An 18,287-nucleotide genomic window follows, 5' to 3' on the forward strand; every position below is an offset into this window, starting at 1 on the left:
GCCTCAGGGTGTCGGCGGGCCTATCCGCCACCAATGCCGCACCTGGCGCTGCCCGTGCGGTACCTCCCAGCGACCCAGGGTCCAGCTCAGGGCGCCCAGCGCGGCGGTGTCGTAGGGCAGCACGCCGCGCTCGCGATAGCGCGCCAGCACCTGGGGATGGGGATGGCCATAGCGATTGTTCAGCCCCCGGGAGATCAGTACGCCGCGCGGCTGGACGGCGTCGATGAAGGCGGCGCTGGAACCGCTGCGACTGCCATGGTGCGGAGCGACCAGCCACTCGGCTGCCAGCGGCACCCCGCTGGCCACCAGCTCGGCTTCACGGCGGGCATCGATGTCGCCGGTCAGCAGCAGGCGCTCGCCCCTCGCGGCGACGCTGAGCACGCAGGAGGAGGCGTTGGAATCCGCCGCGGGGTGCCACCAGGTGGTGAAGACGACCTCGTTCCAGCGCCACTCGGCCCCATCCGTGCAATCCCGCGCGTGCAATTCCGGCTGGAGCCGACCCGCCTCGCCGCTGAGTACCTGTCCTGGCGGCAGTCCTCTGGCCACGGCCGGCGCACCGCCGGCGTGGTCGGCATCGGCATGACTGAGCAGCATGACGTCCAGGGTGTCGATGCCAAGGGCCTGCAGGTTGGGCAGGACGACCCGGGCGCCGCTGTCATAGCTGCCCTGGCGCGGCCCGGCGTCGTAGAGCAGCGCATGGTCGCGGGTGCGCACCAGCACCGCCAGGCCCTGCCCCACGTCCAGCACGGTGATCCGCGCCAGCCCCGCCGCGGGTACCGGCGACGGGGGAAACAGCCCCGGCAGCATCAGCAGCACGCCGAAGCCTCGTAGCGGCACACCCGCGGGCAGTAGCGCCAGCAGCGCCCCCAGCCCCGCCAGCCACAGCGCCCAGGCGGGCGCGAGGACCGGCTGCCAGGCTGCAGCCAGGTGCGCCAAGCCGCTCAGCAGCCAGAGCAGCCCCTGCAGCAGGCCACCCGCCAGCAGCAAGGCCGGCGTCCCCAGCGGCGACCAGAGCAGGGACAGCAGGGTCCCCGCCAGCGCCAGGGGCACGATGGCCAGGTCCATCAGCGGCACGGCCAGGGCATTGGCCAGCGGGCCGCTCGGACTCAGGGGCAGGCCCAGCGCCAGGAGCAGCGGCGCCAGGCCCACGGCCATGCACCACTGAGCGCGCCCGAGGGTGAGCCACCAGGGCAATCGGCCCAGGCGGCCGGCAAAGCTCCACAGCAGCAACAGCACGGCGCCAAAGGACAGCCAGAATCCGGGCAGCAGACTGACCAGCGGATTGGCGGCCAGCACCAGTGCCAGGGCCAGCAGGACCGCGTCCGCCAGCCGCACCTGCTGGCGCCCGAGTTGCCAGAGCAGGCCCAGGGTGACCATGACGCAGGCCCGCTGCACCGGCACCTCGAAGCCGGCCAGCAGTCCGTAGCCCAGTGCGGTGGCGATCGTCAGCACCGCCGCGGACAGACGCCAGGGCAGTTGACGCGGCCAGAGGCCACGGCGTGCCAGAAGGACCACCCCGGCATAAACGCCTAGGGCGATCAGGCCGATGTGCTGCCCGGAGATCACCATCAGGTGCACGGTGCCGGTGTCCTGGAACAGCTGCCACTGGGCAGTGGTGATACCCGAGCCGTCGCCCACCACCAGGGCGGCGAGCAGCCCACCCTGCCCCGCCGGATCCCGCGTCTGCAGGTATTGCCGGATGCCGTCGCGCCAGGTCGCCAGGCCACTGGCGGCGGCCAGGCGCTGGCCATCCTTGACGCTGCCGGTGGCGCCTATGCCCTGGGCCAGCAGCCAGGCTTCGCGATCCTGCCCGAGGGGGTTGACCAGACCCGCGGGGCCGCGCAGCTCCGCGGCCAGGCGCCAGCGTTCGCCGGCCAGTGGGCGCGGCCCGCCGTGCCAGCTCAGGCGGATCCGCGCCGGCAGCTTCAGCGCGCGGCGGCTGGTTGCCCCGGCGAGCACGAAACCCACCGAGTCGGCCTCCACCGTGGGCAGGCCGCTGATCTCGCCGTCGATCCACAGCACCCGCTGTTCCAGCGTCGGATCCAGGCGATCGTCCAGCGCCCAGTGACCATTGAGCAGCGCCCAGGCCAGGCCCAGCCCGAAGGCACCGAGCGCCAGGAAGCGGGTGAACAGGAGCACCAGGGCCACCGCCGCGAGGGCCGCCAGCAGGGATAGCGACGGCAGTGTGGCGAAGGCGCGCAGGAGCAGCACGCCCAGGGCGAAGGACAGCAGAGCGGCGCGCATCAGGACTCCATCCTTGGAGAGCCAAAAGAGCTTCGGAAGCGCGGATTAGAGCAGCTTGGACGCCGTAGGGCCAGGGGCGTAGCGCCGCCTGGCCCGGCAGGAGATCAGTCGTAGCGCAGGGCTTCGGCCGGTGAGGTGCGCGAGGCGCGCCAGGCGGGATAGAGGGTCGCCAGGAAACTCATGCTCAGGGCGGCCACGGCGATCAGCACCACGTCTTCCAGCTCCAGCCGCGACGGCAGGTTGCTGATGAAGTACATGTCACCACCAAACAGCTTGTGGCCGACCAGACGCTCCAGGGCGGCGATCCAGCTGCTGACGTTGAGTGCCGCGATGACGCCCAGCACGCCGCCGATCAGGGTACCGACCAGGCCGATCACCGTGCCCTGCACCATGAACACCGCCATGATCTGCCCGGGCGTGGCGCCCAGGGTGCGCAGGATGGCGATATCGGCCTTCTTGTCGGCCACCACCATGATGAGGGTGGCGATGATGTTGAAGGCGGCCACGGCGACGATCAGCAGGAGCAGCAGGCCGATCATGGTCTTTTCCATCTGCATGGCCTGGAACAGACTGCCCTGGGAGATCGTCCAGTCACGCGCCTGGTAGCCGTCGCCGAGGGCCTTGGCCACGTCGCGGGAGATGCGCGGCGCCTGGAACAGATCGTCCAGCGCCAGGCGGATGCTTTCCACCTGGCCCGGCTGCCAGCCCTTGAGCGGGGCGGCATCGGCGACGTTGATCAGGGCCAGGGAGGCATCCAGCTCGGCGCCGACCTTGAAGGTACCGACCACGGTGAAGCGCCGCAGCCGCGGGGTGATGCTGCCGGTGGCGCCGACCTCGGGGATGATCACCGTGACCTGGCTGCCCAGCTCCAGCTGGAAGCGTCGCGCGGCGATCTCGCCCAGCACGATGCCGAATTCACCGGGCTTGAGGGCGTCGAGACTGCCCTGGGTCATGCGTTCGCCGACGATGGACACGCGCTTTTCCTGGGCCGGATCGATGCCGTCCACCAGCAGCGGCTGCATGCGACCCCGTACCGAAAGCATGCCCTGCAACTGGGTATAGGGCACCGCCGCCAGCACATGGGGCTGCTGCTCGGCCTTGGCCGCCAGCGGGCGCCAGTCGTCCAGCGGCTGGGCACCACTGATGAAGGCATGGGGCACCATGCCGAGGATGCGGCCGCGCATTTCTTCCTGGAAGCCGTTCATCACCGACAGCACCAGGATCATGGCCAGCACGCCCAGCGCCAGGCCGAACATGGAAACCAGCGAGAAGAAGGAGATGAACGACTTGCGCCGCTTGGCGCGGGTGTATCTCAGGCCGATGAACAGCGAAAGCGGTCTGAACATGGCGACCTCAGACCTGCCGGGCCGGCGTGGCGTCGACCAGATGGCCTTCGTCCAGGCGCAGCATCCGATCCATCTGGCCAGCCAGCACCTGATCGTGGGTCACCACCAGGAAGGCGGTGCGCAGCGAGGTGGACAGTTCCAGCATCAGGTCCTGGATGCCATGGGCGGTGTGCTGATCGAGGTTGCCGGTGGGTTCGTCGAGCAGTACCAGCTTGGGCTGGTTGACCAGCGCCCGGGCGATGGCCACGCGCTGGCGCTCGCCACCGGACAGCTCGGCCGGCTTGTGGCCCAGGCGATGACCGAGACCGACCCGCTCCAGCAACTTGGCGGCGCGCTCGCGGGCTTCGCCGATGGAGGCCTTGCCGATCAGCAGCGGCATGCAGACGTTTTCCAGGGCGCTGAATTCGGGCAGCAGGTGGTGGAACTGGTAGACGAAGCCCATGGCGCGATTGCGCAAGAGGCCACGGGCCTTCTCGTTCAGCGCCGACAGCTCTTCGCCATCGAGCCAGACACTACCGCTGCTAGGGGTGTCGAGGCCGCCGAGCAGATTCAGCAGGGTGGTCTTGCCCGACCCCGAACTGCCGACGATGGACACCCGCTCGCCCGGTTGCAGGGTCAGCTGGACATTGCTCAGCACCTCGACGGTCTGGGGGCCTTCCTCGTAGCGCTTGCCCAGGTCCTGGCAACGCAAAACGGCTCGATCATTCATAACGCAGGGCCTCGGCGGGTTGGGTACGGGCGGCGCTCCAGGAGGGATAGAGCGTGGCCAGGAAGCTCAGGGCGAAGGACGCGCCGCAGACCAGCAGGACGTCGTGCAGCTGCAGCTGCGCCGGCAGGTAGTCGATGAAATACACCTCGGCGTTGAGGAACTGGTGCCCGGTGATCCGTTGCACCCAGGCCAGGGCGGCACTGACGTTGAGCGCGGCGAGCACGCCCAGCAGGCAGCCGATGGCGGTGCCGATGACGCCGATGAAGGTCCCCTGGACCATGAACACCGCCATGATCTGCCGGGGCGTGGCGCCCAGGGTGCGCAGGATGGCGATGTCGGATTTCTTGTCGGTCACCACCATCACCAGGGTGGAGACGATGTTGAAGGCGGCCACGGCGACGATCAGCAGCAGCAGCAGGCCGATCATGGTCTTTTCCATGCCGATGGCCTGATAGAGATTGCCGTGGGTACGGGTCCAGTCGCGGGCGTACCAGTCCTTGCCCGGCAGCTGGCGAGCGATGTTCCAGGACACGTCCGGCGCCTGGAACAGGTCGTGCAGCTTGAGGCGTACGCCCTGCACCGCGTTCGCCGGCCAGCGCTGCAGCCGCGCGGCGTCTTCGATGTCGATCAGGCCCACCGAGCCGTCCAGCTCGCCGGCGCCGACGCTGAAGATGCCCACCACGGTGAATCTCTTCATGCGCGGAAACATGCCGGCGGGGGTCACGGCCACTTCCGGGGCGATGTAGGTGAGCTTGTCGCCAACCTTCACGCCCAGTTTCTCGGCGGCCAGGGAACCGATGATGATGCCGAATTCACCCGGCTTGAGGTCGTCGAGCCGGCCCTCGCGCATGAAGCTGGGGATGATCGAGACCTTGGGTTCCTCGGCCGGATCGATGGCGTTGAGCAACACCGTCTGCACCGCCTTGTCGTGGGCCAGCATGCCCTGCAACTGGGTGAAGGGCGCCACCGCGGCCACCTGGCTGTTCTGCAGCGCCAGCTCGCGCACGCTGCGCCAGTCAGGCACCGGCTGGTAGGACTCCACCGTGGCATGGGGAATCATGCCGAGGACGCGATCGCGCATCTCGCGATCGAAGCCGTTCATGACCGACAGCACCACGATCATGACGACCACGCCGAGGGCCAGGCCGATCATGGAGGTGAGCGAGATGAAGGAGACGAAATGGTTGCGGCGCTTGGCGCGGACGTAACGCAGGCCAAGGTAGATCGGCAGGGGTCTGAACATAGGCTCGCTTGCACGGCGGAAAGACGTAGGCGCCCTGCGGGTTGGACGGCGACACCGTGCCGGCTCGCCGGCTACACTCGGGGCCATCACCCACGGAGCGGCCCGACATGACCACCCCAGACGCGCGTGAACGGCGGGAATACTATCGCATCACCGACCGTATCGCACTGCAAATCAGCCCTGCCGACGGGGTCCCCGGCGAGACCGCGCCCTTGTTCGCACTCCTGAGCGAACTGCATCAGCTGGAATTCGAATCCCGTCACCTGCTGCGCAATCTGGACGAGCGCGACCGCGCCGTTACCGCCTGCCTGCGCCTGGTGAACAAGCGCCTGGACCTGCTCGGCCAGGCCTTTACCTGGAATCTGCTGCACGACAGCGGCGCCACCCGCGACGTGGTGCTGTCCGAGGGCGGCCTGGCCTTCGTCGATGCCGAGCCCTACACCCTGGGCACCCGACTCGACCTGCGCATGGCATTGCCGCCCCAGGGCCTGGGCCTGCAGGTGCTGGCGGAGGTGACCGGTTGCCAGGCCGTGGCCGGCGGGTACGAGATCGGCACCAGCTTCATCGACCTGGAAGACGCCCAGCGCCAGTTGCTGGCGCGCCATGTCCTGCGTCAGCAGGCCCGGGTACGCCGCGCCGACCGTGGAGACGAGGCGTGAAACGCCCCTGGCTGGCGGCCCTGCTGCTCGGTACCGCCCTGCCCGGCTGGGCCGAGACCCTGCAGATCCCGCTGGGCCAGCAGGGCGATGGCAGTACCCCGCTGCCCCTGCGCGGCGACAGTTGCAGCCAGGTTCTGGAGCGCTTCGGCCTGCCCGACCAGGAGCATCCTCCGGTCGGACGCCCGGCGATTCGCCGCTGGGACTACAGAGATTTCAGCGTCTATTTCGAAAACGATCGGGTGCTGGACGCGGTCCGTGAACCGCGGCGCCCGGTCCCGTCACCCTAGGAGCCCCCATGACCCTCATTTACGGACACCGCGGTGCCCGCGGCGAAGCCCCGGAAAATACCCTGGCCGGTTTCGAGCTGTGCCTGGAGCTGGGCGTCCGGCGCTGCGAACTGGATCTGCACCTCTCCCGGGACGGCGAGCTGGTGGTGATTCATGACCCGACCCTGAAACGTACCACCGGGCGAGGCGGCAAGGTCAGCGAAAAGGCCGTCGCCGATCTGGTCGCCCTGGATGCCCGCCAGGGCGGCCCGGTCTGGCCACGCCCCTGCCCAATTCCGACCCTGCGCGAACTGTTCGAGAAGTGCGCCTTCGACCACTGGCAGCTGGAGGTGAAGAGCGCCTCGCGGGTGCGGGCGGCGCAGACCGTCAGGGCCATCGCCCAGCTGGTCGAGGAATTCGGCCTGCAGGACAGGATCACCGTGACCAGCGCCTCGCGCGAGGTCCTGCGCGCCCTGCAGCGCGATACGCCGCATCTGGCGCGTGGGCTGGTGGCAGAGTACGCCTGGCTGGATCCGCTCAAGGTGGCCGCTCACTACGACTGCCACCTGCTGGCGCTGAACTGGACGCTGTGCACCCCGGAGCGGCTGCTCAAGGCCCAGCGCCAGGGCTTGCATGTCTCGGTCTGGACGGTGAACGACGCCAGCCTGATGCGCCGCCTGGCCGACTTCGGCGCGGACAGCCTGATCACCGACTTCCCGAGCCTGGCGCGACGGACGTTGGGGTAGGCGCTGGCGCAGGTCGAAGCCCGGGACGTGTTGGGCTTCGCTGCGCTCAACCCAACCTACGAAAGCCAAATCTGGCCATCGCGGCCATGGGCCGCTCCTACAGGCACGAACGTTACCGTAGGAGCGGCCGCATCGGCGGACCGTCATGGCCGCGATATAAGCCGACGCAGAACCGTAGCGTGGAAAACGGCGCAGCCTTTTCCACTGGAGGCTGCTACGGGGGTACCCTCACCCCAGCCCTCTCCCGAGGGGAGAGGGGGCTAGCCGAGCGGACATTTGCCTCCGTCCGCCCAACCTAGGCCGACTCAGAACAGCCGATTCAACCCATCGAAGGCCGCCACCCGGTAGGCCTCGGCCATGGTCGGGTAGTTGAAGGTGGTGTTGACGAAATAGCGGATGCTGTTCGCCGCACCTTCCTGGTTCATGATCGCCTGGCCGATGTGCAGGATCTCCGACGCCTGGTCGCCGAAGCAGTGCACGCCCAGCACCTGCAGGGTCTCGCGGTGGAAAAGGATCTTCAGCATGCCCACCGGTTCGCCGGAGATCTGCGCCCGCGCCATGCTCTTGAAGAAGGCCTTGCCAACCTCGTAGGGCACCTTTTCCTGGGTCAGCTCGCGCTCGGTCTTGCCCAGCGAACTGATCTCGGGAATGGTGTAGATGCCGGTGGGGATGTCGTTGACCACCCGCCCATTGTTGTCGTGCAGGATGTTGTCCGACGCCGAACGCCCCTGGTCGTAGGCGGCACTGGCCAGACTCGGCCAGCCGATGACGTCGCCCGCCGCATAGATGTTGGCGACCGAGGTCCGGTAGTTCTCGTCGACGGTGACCTGGCCCCGGCTGTTGACCGAGATGCCCACGTTCTGCAAGCCCAGCTGGTCGGTGTTGCCGGTCCGGCCGTTACACCACAGCAGGGCATCGGCGCGCAGCTTCTTGCCGGACTTCAGATGCAGGACGACGCCGTTTTCCTGGCCTTCGATGCGCTCGTACTCCTCGTTGTGGCGAATGAGCACATTGTTGTTCTGCAGGTGATAACTCAGGGCGTCGGAGATTTCGTCGTCGAGGAAGCTGAGCAGCTGGTCGCGGTTGTCGATCAGGTCCACCAGCACGCCGAGGCCGCTGAAGATGGAGGCGTATTCGCTGCCGATCACCCCGGCGCCGTAGATGATCAGCCGGCGCGGGGTATGGGTCAGCGACAGGATGGTGTCGCTGTCGTAGATGCGCGGATGGCTGAAGTCCACGTCCACCGGGCGATAGGGACGCGAACCGGTGGCGATGACGACCTGCTTGGCCACCAGGCGCTCCAGGTCACCGCGCAGGTTGACGATCTCGATGGTGTTGTCGTCGGCGAAGCTGGCGGTGCCGAAGAACAGGTCGACCCGGTTGCGCGCGTAGTAGCCGGTACGAGACGACACCTGCCGGGCGATCACCCGCTCGGCGCTGCGCAGCACGTCGGGAAAGGAGAACCAGCGCGGCTCGCCGATGGAGCGGAACATCTCGTTGGTGTTGAACTGGATGATCTGCTTGACCGAATGGCGCAGGGCCTTGGAGGGAATGGTGCCCAGGTGGGTGCAGTTGCCGCCGACCACCTGGCGATTGTCCACCACCGCCACGCGGCGGCCATTCTTGGCGGCGTTCATCGCCGCGCCCTCGCCGGCCGGTCCCGAACCCAGTACCACCACGTCGTAGCTATAGACCGCCATGCTTTCTCCTCAGAAGGTTAGCCGTCCGCAGGCGACGGCTGGAGCCGGACCACCTCATGCGAGGCCGGATCCGACGCGAGATCGCCCCCAGGGGGCTGCGACCTCTTGTCACGGGCCGCTATTGTGGCGCAAAACCCGGTCAAAACGAAAACGGGAGCCGCGTGGGCTCCCGTTTTTTCTTGCAAGTCAGCCTCGCCTAGCGCGCAAGACTCAGGCCGGGAAGGCCGGCGGATTGACCCCCGCCATCTCTTCCAGCACCCGCACGACCTGGCAGCTGTAACCGAACTCGTTGTCGTACCAGACATAGAGGACGACACGGTTGTCGCTGACGATGGTGGCACCGGCATCGACCACGCCCGCATGACGGGAGCCGACGAAGTCGCTGGAGACCACTTCCGGCGAGTTCACGAAATCGATCTGCTTGTGCAGCGGCGAGTGCAGCGCCATTTCGCGCAGGTACTCGTTGATCTCGTCCTTGCTGGTGCCGTTTTCCAGGTTCAGGTTGAGGATCGCCATGGAAACGTTGGGCGTCGGCACGCGGATGGCGTTGCCGGTCAGCTTGCCAGCCAGTTCCGGCAGGGCCTTGGCCACGGCCTTGGCGGCGCCGGTCTCGGTGATCACCATGTTCAGCGCGGCGCTGCGGCCACGGCGATCGCCCTTGTGGAAGTTGTCGATCAGGTTCTGGTCGTTGGTGTACGAGTGCACGGTCTCGACGTGACCGTTGACGATGCCGTACTTGTCGTTGACCGCCTTCAGGATCGGCACGATGGCGTTGGTGGTGCAGGAGGCCGCGGTGACGATGGTGTCTTCGGCGGTGATGGTGTCATGGTTGATGCCATGCACGATGTTCTTCAAGCTGCCCTTGCCGGGTGCGGTCAGCACCACGCGGGAGACGCCCTTGCACTTGAGGTGCTGGCCCAGGCCTTCGGCATCGCGCCATCTGCCGGTGTTGTCGACCACGATGGCATCCTGGATGCCGTACGCGGTGTAGTCGACGGTGGTGGGATCGTTGGAGTAGATCACCTTGATCAGGGTGCCGTTGGCGCACAGGGTGCTGTTGGCTTCGTCGACGGTGATGGTGCCGTCGAAGGAACCGTGCACGGAATCGCGACGCAGCAGGCTGGCACGCTTGACCAGGTCGTTGTCGGCGCCCTTGCGCACGACGATGGCGCGCAGGCGCAGGCCGTCGCCGCTACCCTGGTGCTCGATGAGGATGCGCGCCAGCAGCCGGCCGATACGACCGAAGCCGTAGAGCACGACGTCCTTGCCCTTGCGCTGCTCGACGCCCTGCTTGCCGACCACGGCGGACAGCTCGCTGCGCAGGAAGTCCTTGAGGTCGCGACCGGCGGCTTCGGCCTTGAACTTCAGGCTCAGGCGGGCCAGGTCGATGGAGGCGGCGCCCAGTTCCAGCTCGCTCAGGGCCTTCACCAGCGGGTAGGTGTCCTGCACGGACAGCTCGACGTTGTCGATCTGGCGGGCGAACCGGTGGGCCTTGAGAATGGAGATCACCGAACGGTTGACCAAACCGCGACCGTAAATCGAGGTCACAACATTGTTGTTACGGTACAGCTGACCAATCAGGGGAATCATGGCCTCGGCGAGCGCTTCGCGATCGATCCATTCTTCAAGGCACTGCTCAGGCTTCTGACTCACGACAAATCCTTCCCTATGTAGGAGCTGAAAAAAGGAACTACATTATGACCGCGCTGCCTCTCCCAGGCAATCTACGCGCGTCGCTGCACTGACAGCGCGAAAGCCCGGTCGTTACAATCCCAACCCTCCCGAAATCCACCGGAGTTCCGCCCGCGTGTCAGTTTTGCGTACCCCGTCAATTCCTGAAACCGCCGGCCGCCAGCAGTGGGGCAATCTGCCCGGCGCCGCGCTAGCCCTCGCCATCGCTGAAGCCGCCAAGGCCGCGACTCGCCGCTTCACCCTGCTGATCACCCAGGACAGCCAGACCGCTGATCGCCTGGAGCAGGAACTGCGCTTCTTCGCCCCCCGGTTGCCGGTGCTGAATTTTCCCGATTGGGAGACGCTGCCCTACGATGTCTTCTCGCCGCATCAGGACATCATCTCCCAGCGCGTCGCGACTCTTTATAGGCTGCCGGAGCTCTCCCACGGTATTTTGGTAGTCCCTCTGGCGACCGCCCTACACCGCCTGGCACCCACCCGTTTCCTGCTCGGCAGCAGCCTGGTGCTGGACGTCGGCCAGCGGCTGGACGTGGAAGCCACCCGCGGACGGCTGGAAGCAGCCGGCTATAGATATGTGGATACGGTGTACGAACATGGCGAGTTCGCCGTGCGAGGCGCCCTGATCGATCTCTTCCCCATGGGCAGCAACCTGCCCTACCGCATCGACCTGTTCGACGACGAGATCGAGACGCTGCGCACCTTCGATCCGGAAACGCAGCGATCCATCGACAAGGTCGACAGCATCCGCCTGCTGCCGGCGCGGGAATTTCCGCTGCATAAAGAAGCCGTGACCGGCTTTCGCGCGCGATTCCGCGAGCGCTTCGACGTGGACTATCGCCGCTGTCCCATCTACCAGGACCTGGCCAGCGGCATCACGCCGGCGGGCATCGAGTACTACCTGCCGCTGTTCTTCGATGAAACCTCGACCCTCTTCGACTATCTGCCGGCCAACACCCAGGTGTTTTCCCTGCCCGGCATCGAGCAGGCCGCCGAGCAATTCTGGACCGATGTCCGCAATCGCTACGAAGACCGCCGGGTCGATCCGGAGCGGCCGCTGCTGCCGCCGGCCGATGTCTTCCTGCCGGTTGAAGACTGCTTCGCCCGCCTGAAGAACTGGCCGCGGGTGGTCATTGGCGCGGACGACCTGGAATCCGGCGTGGGCCGTGAGCGCTTCGCCGCCCGCGCCCTGCCGGACCTGGCCATCGACGCCAAGGCCAGCCAGCCGCTGGCGGCCCTGGAGCACTTCATCACCGACTTCCCCGGCCGGGTGCTGTTCACCGCGGAAAGCGCCGGCCGCCGCGAAGTGCTGCTGGAGTTGCTGGCCCGCCTGAATCTGCGCCCTGGCCAGGTCGAGGGCTGGGCGGCCTTCCAGGCCAGCGCCGAGCGCATTGCCATCGCCCTGGCGCCACTGGACGAGGGCCTGGTGCTGGATGACGCCGGCGTCGCCCTGATTCCGGAAAATCCGTTGTTCGGCCAGCGCATCATGCAGCGCCGCCGCCGCGAGAAGGGTCGCGATGCCGGCGAGAACGTCATCAAGAATCTCACCGAGTTGCGCGAAGGCGCGCCGGTAGTGCACATCGACCATGGCGTTGGCCGCTACATGGGCCTGATCACCCTGGAGCTGGACGACCAGCCTCAGGAATTCCTCCTGCTCGAATACGCCGACGACGCCAAGCTCTATGTGCCGGTGGCCAGCCTGCACCTGATCGCCCGCTATTCGGGCACCGACGATGCCCTGGCGCCCCTGCACAAGCTGGGTTCCGAGACCTGGCAGAAGGCCAAGCGCAAGGCCGCCGAGCAGGTACGCGACGTGGCCGCCGAACTGCTCGACATCTATGCCCGCCGCGCCGCGCGCAAGGGCTATGCCTTCAGGGACCCGGCCGTCGACTACGCCACCTTCTCCGCCGGCTTCCCCTTCGAGGAGACGCCGGACCAGCAGGCCGCCATCGAGGCGGTGCACAAGGACATGCTGGCGGGCACGCCCATGGACCGCCTGGTCTGCGGCGACGTGGGCTTCGGCAAGACCGAGGTGGCCATGCGCGCAGCCTTCATCGCCGTGCACGGCGGTCGCCAGGTGGCGGTGCTGGTCCCCACCACCCTCCTCGCCCAGCAGCACTACAACAGCTTCCGCGACCGCTTCGCCGACTGGCCGGTACGCGTCGAGGTGATGAGCCGCTTCAAGTCGGCCCAGGAAGTCGCCGCCGCCGCGCGGGAGCTGGCCGATGGCAAGATCGACATCATCATCGGCACCCACAAGCTGCTGCAGGGCGATGTGAAGTTCAAGGACCTGGGCCTGGCCATCATCGACGAGGAGCACCGCTTCGGGGTGCGTCAGAAGGAACAGCTGAAGTCGCTGCGCAGCGAGGTGGACATCCTCACCCTCACCGCCACGCCGATTCCGCGCACCCTGAACATGGCCGTGGCCGGCATGCGCGACCTGTCCATCATCGCCACGCCCCCAGCCCGCCGGCTTTCGGTGCGCACCTTCGTCATGGAGGAGCAGAACGCCGTGATCAAGGAAGCCCTGCTGCGCGAGCTCCTGCGCGGCGGCCAGGTGTACTTCCTGCACAACGAGGTCAAGACCATCGAGAAGCGCGCCCGCGAACTGGCCGAGCTGGTGCCCGAGGCCCGCGTCGGCATCGGCCACGGGCAGATGCGCGAACGCGATCTCGAACAGGTGATGAGCGACTTCTACCACAAGAGATTCAACGTGCTGGTGGCCTCGACCATCATCGAGACCGGCATCGACGTGCCCAATGCCAACACCATCATCATCGAGCGCGCCGACAAGTTCGGCCTGGCCCAGCTGCACCAGCTGCGCGGCCGGGTCGGGCGCAGTCACCACCAGGCCTACGCCTACCTGCTCACGCCGCCCCGCAAGGGCATGACGCCGGATGCCGAAAAGCGCCTGGAAGCCATTGCCGGCGCCCAGGACCTGGGGGCCGGCTTCATCCTGGCGACCCACGACCTGGAAATCCGTGGCGCCGGCGAGCTGCTCGGCGAAGGCCAGAGCGGACAGATCCAGGCGGTGGGTTTCACCCTCTACATGGAAATGCTGGAGCGCGCGGTCAAGGCCATCCGCAAGGGCGAGCAGCCCAACCTAGAAAAGCCCCTGGGGGCGGTCCGGACATCAACATGCGCGTCCCCGCGCTGATCCCGGAAGACTACCTGCCCGATGTGCATGCGCGGCTGATCCTCTACAAGCGCATCGCCTCGGCAGCGGACGAAGAGGCCCTCAAGGAACTACAGGTGGAGATGATCGACCGCTTCGGCCTCCTGCCGGAACCGACCAAGAATCTGGTGCGCCTGACGCTGCTCAAGCTGCGCGCGGAAGGCCTGGGCATCGTCAAGGTGGATGCGGGCCCCCAGGGCGGGCGGCTGGAATTCGCCGCCGATACCCAGGTGGATCCACTGGTGCTGGTGAAGATGATCCAGGCGCAGCCGAAGAAGTATCGGCTGGAGGGCGCGACCCTGTTCAAGTTCCAGGTACCGATGGAGCGGGCGGAAGAGCGCTTCAACGTCCTGGAAGCCCTGTTCGATCGCCTGACGCCCGCCGCCAGCTGATCGAAGAGCCGCTCGCCGGGTATCCCCGGGAGCGGCTCGGTCGCCATCAGCCCGTCAGCACCTCGGCCAGCACCTGCCGCACCTCGTCGATGCCGCTGGCCAGGACCGCTTCGATCTCGGCCATGGTGATTTCCCGCTGCACCTTGCCGGCCGCCGGATTCACTACCAGCGCCAGGCAGGCATAGGGCAGGCCCAGTTCGCGCGCCAGGGCCGCTTCCGGCATCCCGGTCATGCCGACGATGTCGCAGCCGTCGCGTTCCAGCCGGACGATCTCTCCTGCCGTTTCCAGGCGTGGCCCCTGGGTGGCGGCATAGACGCCATGGTCGCTGTGCGGCAGCTGCAGCTTGCGCAGCGCATTCAGCAGCTGCTGGCGCAGGGGCTCGTCGTAGGGAAAGCTGAAGTCGATGTGGGTGACATGCGCAAGGTCCGCGCCCTCGAAGAAGGTATGGCCGCGCCCCCAGGTGTAGTCCACCAGCTGGTGGGGCACGCACAGATGGCCACTGCCCATGGCGGCATGGATGCCACCCACGGCATTCACCGCGACGATGGCCTCGGCGCCGGCTTCCCTGAGCGCCCAGAGATTGGCGCGGTAGTTGACCTGGTGCGGCGGAATGCGGTGCGGATGGCCATGGCGGGCCAGGAACAGCACCGGTAGGCCGGCATAGTGGCCGCGCTGCACGGGCGCCGAGGGCGCACCCCAGGGCGTCTCGAAGGTCTGGGCCTGGTCCAGCTCCAGGCCGGCGAGCGCGGTGAGACCGGTGCCGCCGATGATGGCGTAGGTAGTCATGGAAACGTCCTTTAGATGAGTTCAGCCTGGCGCAACCGCCGCAGGGCAAGACTCCACTGCGGTTGCTGGCGGTAATCGAGATCGACGAGGCGGCGGGCTCTCATGCTGGCCAGTCGTGGCGCGGGCGAGACGCCCAGCTGCTGCACCCGGGTCAGGGCCAGCTCGGCCGCTGCGCGGTCATTGCACACCAGCCCCATGTCGCAGCCGGCGGTGAGCGCCGCCTCGACGCGCTGGCCGGCATCGCCCGCGACGTGGGCACCCGCCATCGACAGGTCGTCGCTGAAGATCACGCCCCGGTAATCCAGCTCGCCGCGCAGGATGTCCTGCAGCCAACGGCGGGAAAAGCCGGCCGGCTGGGGATCCACCGCTGGATAGATGACGTGAGCGGGCATCACCGCTCCCAAGGTCGGCAAGAGAGCCTGGAACGGGCGCAGATCGGTGCGCAACAGGGTGTCCAGATCGCGCTCGTCGGTGGGAATGGCATAGTGGGAGTCGGCTTCGGCCCAGCCGTGGCCGGGGAAGTGCTTGCCGGTGGCGGCCATACCGGCGTCGCCCATGCCCGCGATGAAGGCACTGCCCAGCTCGATCACCTGGTCGGCACTGCCAAAGGAACGGGCGCCGATGACCTGGCTGCGCCCATGGTCGACGTCCAGCACCGGGGCGAAACTGAAGTCCAGCCCTACCGCCAGGATCTCGGTCGCCATCAGCCAGCCGCAGAGGCGGGCGAGTTCCGCGCTGTCCGCGCGCCCGCCCAGCTGCCCCATGGCCGGCAACCGCACCACGTCGCGGCGCAGGCGCTGCACGCGACCGCCTTCCTGGTCCACGGCCAGCAGCAATTCTGGTCGCACCGCGCGAATGGCACGGCACAGTTCCCGTACCTGCCCCGGGGTTTCGATGTTGCGGGCGAACAGGATCAGCCCGCCCACCTCCGGCTGGCGCAGCAGCTGTCGATCCTCGGCGGTGAGCCAGGTGCCAGCGATATCGACCATCAGAGAGCCTTGCATGGGTACCTCGTCCGAATGCTCCGGCGCACGGCGCCGTGAAAGGGACGCAAGCTTACCCCAGGCACCGCCGGCCTCGCAGCCTAGTAGCTCTCGGCCGTCTCCGCGACCACCGGCCGCCGTGGCCGATACTGCGCCTGAGCCAGCTCCGGCGCGTGCATCGCCGTGGGGGCGCGCATTCCGCTGGCGAGGAAGGGCACCATGAGTCGCAGTACCTGATCGGTATGGGTATCGACGCCGAAATCGTTTTCGCCGATCGCCCGCAGCGCCTTGATGCCGGACATGCTGAACACCGCCGCGCCCAGCATGAAGTGGGCGCGCCAGAACAGCTCCAGCGGCGGGATCTCGGGCACGGCTCGATTCACCAGCAGCAGGAAGCGGCGGAAGGCGCGGCCGTAGGTCTGTTCCAGGTACTTGCGCAGGTGGCCCTGGCTCTGGCTGAAGGCCAGGCCCAGCAGACGCATGAACACCGAGAGGTCATTGCCATGCCGCGGCTTTATGGCCAGGGAGTGATCCACCAGCAGATTCAACAGCGCCTCCAGGCTCACGTCCTCGCCATGCTTCGGCTGCCACTGATCGAGGTCCCGCTCCAGGTTGAAGCAGAAGGGATCGAGGAAGCGCGAGAACACCGCCTGGATCAGGGCCTTCTTCGAGCCGAAGTGATAGTTGACCGCCGCCAGGTTGACCCCAGCTCGCGTGGTGATGAGTCGCAACGAGGTTTCGGCAAAGCCGCGCTCGGCGAACAGCTGCTCGGCCGCATCCAGAATGCGTTCAACGGTATCCGACTGCGCCATGACCTTCCCCGATAGATGAATTTCCGTTTGAAACATATGTTTCAAACGCTACCGAAGTCAATCGCGGGCTGGTCTGCGAACAGCCATGCGAAGCCCTGGAAGGTACGTCATTCCGTCATCTGAACGCTATCTACAGTGAATTCGGCCTGTCGTCCGAAGCCAGGGGCAGCGGCCTTGCCTAGCACCCGGAGTTACTGTATATAATCACAGCATCATTAGACGACGCGACGTGCATCATGCTGAAACTGACACCGCGACAAGCCGAGATCCTGGCCTTCATCAAGCGTTGCCTCGAAGCCAATGGCTTTCCGCCTACCCGCGCGGAGATCGCGCAGGAGCTTGGTTTCAAATCGCCGAACGCGGCCGAGGAACACCTCAAGGCCCTGGCACGCAAGGGCGCCATCGAGATGACGCCGGGCGCCTCTCGGGGTATCCGCATTCCGGGTCTGGATGCCACGCGCAAAGCCGACGAGAGCCTGCCGGTCATCGGTCGGGTTGCTGCGGGCGCGCCCATCCTGGCCGAACAGAACGTCGAAGAGAACTGCGCCATCAATCCGGCTTTCTTCCAGCCCCGTGCCGACTACCTGCTCAAGGTCAAGGGCATGAGCATGAGAGACGTCGGCATCCTCGATGGCGACCTCCTGGCCGTCCATGTGACCCGAGAGGTGCACAACGGCCAGATCGTCGTGGCCCGGGTGGGCGACGAGGTTACCGTGAAGAGATTCAAGCGCTCGGGCAACCAGGTCACTCTGCTGGCAGAGAATCCCGAGTTCGCCCCTATCGAAGTCGATCTTTCCACCCAGGAATTCGCCATCGAAGGGTTAAGCGTTGGCGTCATCCGCCGCTAACGTCTAAGGCTGGCCCTCGGGCCAGCTTTAATCACGCCTTTTGCCTTACGCCGAAGTCTTGATCGGGGATATCTGTTCGCGCTCCGGAAAGCGTTCAAGACCAGGCTGAGCACAGTGACGTCATGTATCCGTGGTACATGACCTCAAGTGGATTTGATCGAGTCGCCTCCAGGAGGTCGCCATGCAATTTCCCCTGATGTTCGATGCACCGCGCTCGTCCGTTCAAGAGCTGGATCTGGCACCCGAGCTCCTGCTGCAGGAGCTGACCGCCTTTCTGCCCAAGCCTGGCAGGCCGGCACGAGAGCTGCCGGCCGCCCCACTGCCGGACACTTTCAGCGAGATGTCCCTGCACGGTAGCCAGGAGCAATGCCTGCAATTGCTGGCTCCCATCCTGCGCCAGCTGAGCGACAAGGACGATGCCCGCTGGCTGACCCTGGTCACGCCACCGTCGCTGCTCAGCAACGCCTGGCTGCGCAGTACCCATCTGAATCCGGAGCGCGTGCTGCTGCTGCAGACGCCGAGCGCGGCCAAGACCCTGCAACTGGCCTGCGAGGTGTTGCGCAAGGGACAGAGTCATACGGTGATCAGTTGGCTGCACGACCTGAGCGATGCGGGCAAGCAGCAACTGGCACGCGCCGCGGCCCAGGGCAACAGCCAGAGTCTGAACGTCAGATTCGCGTAGGCAGCA

14 protein-coding genes and 1 pseudogene are annotated in these 18,287 nt (G+C 66.7%); 6 read left to right on the forward strand and 9 right to left on the reverse strand.

Features of this window, described 5'->3' with window-relative positions; all coding sequences use genetic code 11:
• Positions 1-3: 3 nt before the first annotated feature.
• From BGI51_RS01545 to BGI51_RS01560, 4 genes are all read right to left on the reverse strand, one after another.
• Positions 4-2,244 (reverse strand): DNA internalization-related competence protein ComEC/Rec2, encoded by a 2,241-nt coding sequence (locus BGI51_RS01545; RefSeq protein WP_187980106.1) that lies wholly within the window; start codon positions 2,242-2,244, stop codon positions 4-6.
• 104 nt (positions 2,245-2,348) lie between these two features.
• Positions 2,349-3,590, reverse strand: coding sequence for a lipoprotein-releasing ABC transporter permease subunit (locus BGI51_RS01550; RefSeq protein WP_187980107.1), 1,242 nt, complete (start codon positions 3,588-3,590; stop codon positions 2,349-2,351).
• A 7-nt stretch (positions 3,591-3,597) separates the two neighbouring features.
• A complete protein-coding gene (gene lolD / locus BGI51_RS01555; protein ID WP_026083696.1) occupies positions 3,598-4,299 on the reverse strand; it encodes a lipoprotein-releasing ABC transporter ATP-binding protein LolD in 702 nt (233 codons plus the stop codon).
• The gene (locus BGI51_RS01560) at positions 4,292-5,542 is read right to left on the reverse strand and encodes a lipoprotein-releasing ABC transporter permease subunit (protein WP_133862787.1); all 1,251 of its coding nucleotides are present in this window, start codon (positions 5,540-5,542) and stop codon (positions 4,292-4,294) included. The genes lolD and BGI51_RS01560 overlap by 8 nt, the downstream gene beginning before the upstream one ends.
• A gap of 107 nt (positions 5,543-5,649) precedes the next feature.
• Here BGI51_RS01560 and BGI51_RS01565 point away from each other — a divergent pair, with 107 nt between their 5' ends.
• The 3 genes from BGI51_RS01565 to BGI51_RS01575 are packed head-to-tail and all read left to right on the forward strand — an operon-like array spanning position 5,650 to position 7,213.
• The gene (locus BGI51_RS01565) at positions 5,650-6,201 is read left to right on the forward strand and encodes a PilZ domain-containing protein (RefSeq protein WP_133862788.1); all 552 of its coding nucleotides are present in this window, start codon (positions 5,650-5,652) and stop codon (positions 6,199-6,201) included.
• Positions 6,198-6,488 (forward strand): phosphodiesterase, encoded by a 291-nt coding sequence (locus BGI51_RS01570; protein ID WP_187980108.1) that lies wholly within the window; start codon positions 6,198-6,200, stop codon positions 6,486-6,488. The genes BGI51_RS01565 and BGI51_RS01570 overlap by 4 nt, the downstream gene beginning before the upstream one ends.
• 8 nt (positions 6,489-6,496) lie before the next feature.
• Positions 6,497-7,213 carry a glycerophosphodiester phosphodiesterase gene (locus BGI51_RS01575; RefSeq protein WP_187980109.1) on the forward strand — a complete coding sequence of 239 codons (717 nt, stop codon included), beginning with the start codon at positions 6,497-6,499 and terminating at the stop codon, positions 7,211-7,213.
• Positions 7,214-7,518: 305 nt separating this feature from the next.
• On the opposite strand, the gene sthA is transcribed toward BGI51_RS01575, so the two are convergent.
• Positions 7,519-8,913, reverse strand: a complete 1,395-nt coding sequence (gene sthA, locus BGI51_RS01580) for a Si-specific NAD(P)(+) transhydrogenase (protein ID WP_133862791.1) — start codon at positions 8,911-8,913, stop codon at positions 7,519-7,521.
• Between the two features lie 210 nt (positions 8,914-9,123).
• Positions 9,124-10,566 (reverse strand): glyceraldehyde-3-phosphate dehydrogenase, encoded by a 1,443-nt coding sequence (locus BGI51_RS01585; RefSeq protein WP_158894588.1) that lies wholly within the window; start codon positions 10,564-10,566, stop codon positions 9,124-9,126.
• A 154-nt stretch (positions 10,567-10,720) separates the two neighbouring features.
• Between BGI51_RS01585 and mfd the strand changes: the two are divergent.
• Positions 10,721-14,169: pseudogene (gene mfd / locus BGI51_RS01590) on the forward strand (transcription-repair coupling factor).
• A 46-nt stretch (positions 14,170-14,215) separates the two neighbouring features.
• Here mfd and BGI51_RS01595 read toward each other — a convergent pair.
• The 3 genes from BGI51_RS01595 to BGI51_RS01605 form a co-directional block, all read right to left on the reverse strand.
• On the reverse strand, positions 14,216-14,956 hold the full coding sequence (locus BGI51_RS01595) for an S-methyl-5'-thioinosine phosphorylase (protein ID WP_187980110.1): 741 nt from the start codon (positions 14,954-14,956) through the stop codon (positions 14,216-14,218).
• Between the two features lie 11 nt (positions 14,957-14,967).
• Positions 14,968-15,960, reverse strand: coding sequence for a beta-N-acetylhexosaminidase (gene nagZ, locus BGI51_RS01600; protein ID WP_187980111.1), 993 nt, complete (start codon positions 15,958-15,960; stop codon positions 14,968-14,970).
• Between the two features lie 80 nt (positions 15,961-16,040).
• Positions 16,041-16,751, reverse strand: a complete 711-nt coding sequence (locus BGI51_RS01605; RefSeq protein WP_133862796.1) for a TetR/AcrR family transcriptional regulator — start codon at positions 16,749-16,751, stop codon at positions 16,041-16,043.
• 236 nt (positions 16,752-16,987) lie between these two features.
• Here BGI51_RS01605 and lexA point away from each other — a divergent pair, with 236 nt between their 5' ends.
• A complete protein-coding gene (gene lexA / locus BGI51_RS01610) occupies positions 16,988-17,599 on the forward strand; it encodes a transcriptional repressor LexA (RefSeq protein ID WP_133862797.1) in 612 nt (203 codons plus the stop codon).
• 181 nt (positions 17,600-17,780) lie between these two features.
• The gene (gene sulA / locus BGI51_RS01615) at positions 17,781-18,281 is read left to right on the forward strand and encodes an SOS-induced cell division inhibitor SulA (protein ID WP_158894147.1); all 501 of its coding nucleotides are present in this window, start codon (positions 17,781-17,783) and stop codon (positions 18,279-18,281) included.
• Positions 18,282-18,287 lie beyond the last annotated feature (6 nt).

This window comes from Pseudomonas oryzihabitans (assembly GCF_014522265.1).
GTDB classification, from domain to species: Bacteria; Pseudomonadota; Gammaproteobacteria; order Pseudomonadales; family Pseudomonadaceae; genus Chryseomonas; species Chryseomonas aestiva.

Bases quoted from the DNA above. Each gene is read 5' to 3' on its own strand.
- nagZ (WP_187980111.1), bottom strand. From the start codon at position 15,960: ATGCAAGGCTCTCTGATGGTCGATATCGCTGGCACCTGGCTCACCGCC.
- BGI51_RS01560 (WP_133862787.1), bottom strand. From the start codon at position 5,542: ATGTTCAGACCCCTGCCGATCTACCTTGGCCTGCGTTACGTCCGCGCC.
- lexA (WP_133862797.1), top strand. From the start codon at position 16,988: ATGCTGAAACTGACACCGCGACAAGCCGAGATCCTGGCCTTCATCAAG.
- lolD (WP_026083696.1), bottom strand. From the start codon at position 4,299: ATGAATGATCGAGCCGTTTTGCGTTGCCAGGACCTGGGCAAGCGCTAC.
- sulA (WP_158894147.1), top strand. From the start codon at position 17,781: ATGCAATTTCCCCTGATGTTCGATGCACCGCGCTCGTCCGTTCAAGAG.
- sthA (WP_133862791.1), bottom strand. From the start codon at position 8,913: ATGGCGGTCTATAGCTACGACGTGGTGGTACTGGGTTCGGGACCGGCC.
- BGI51_RS01550 (WP_187980107.1), bottom strand. From the start codon at position 3,590: ATGTTCAGACCGCTTTCGCTGTTCATCGGCCTGAGATACACCCGCGCC.
- BGI51_RS01605 (WP_133862796.1), bottom strand. From the start codon at position 16,751: ATGGCGCAGTCGGATACCGTTGAACGCATTCTGGATGCGGCCGAGCAG.
- BGI51_RS01595 (WP_187980110.1), bottom strand. From the start codon at position 14,956: ATGACTACCTACGCCATCATCGGCGGCACCGGTCTCACCGCGCTCGCC.
- BGI51_RS01575 (WP_187980109.1), top strand. From the start codon at position 6,497: ATGACCCTCATTTACGGACACCGCGGTGCCCGCGGCGAAGCCCCGGAA.
- BGI51_RS01565 (WP_133862788.1), top strand. From the start codon at position 5,650: ATGACCACCCCAGACGCGCGTGAACGGCGGGAATACTATCGCATCACC.
- BGI51_RS01545 (WP_187980106.1), bottom strand. From the start codon at position 2,244: ATGCGCGCCGCTCTGCTGTCCTTCGCCCTGGGCGTGCTGCTCCTGCGC.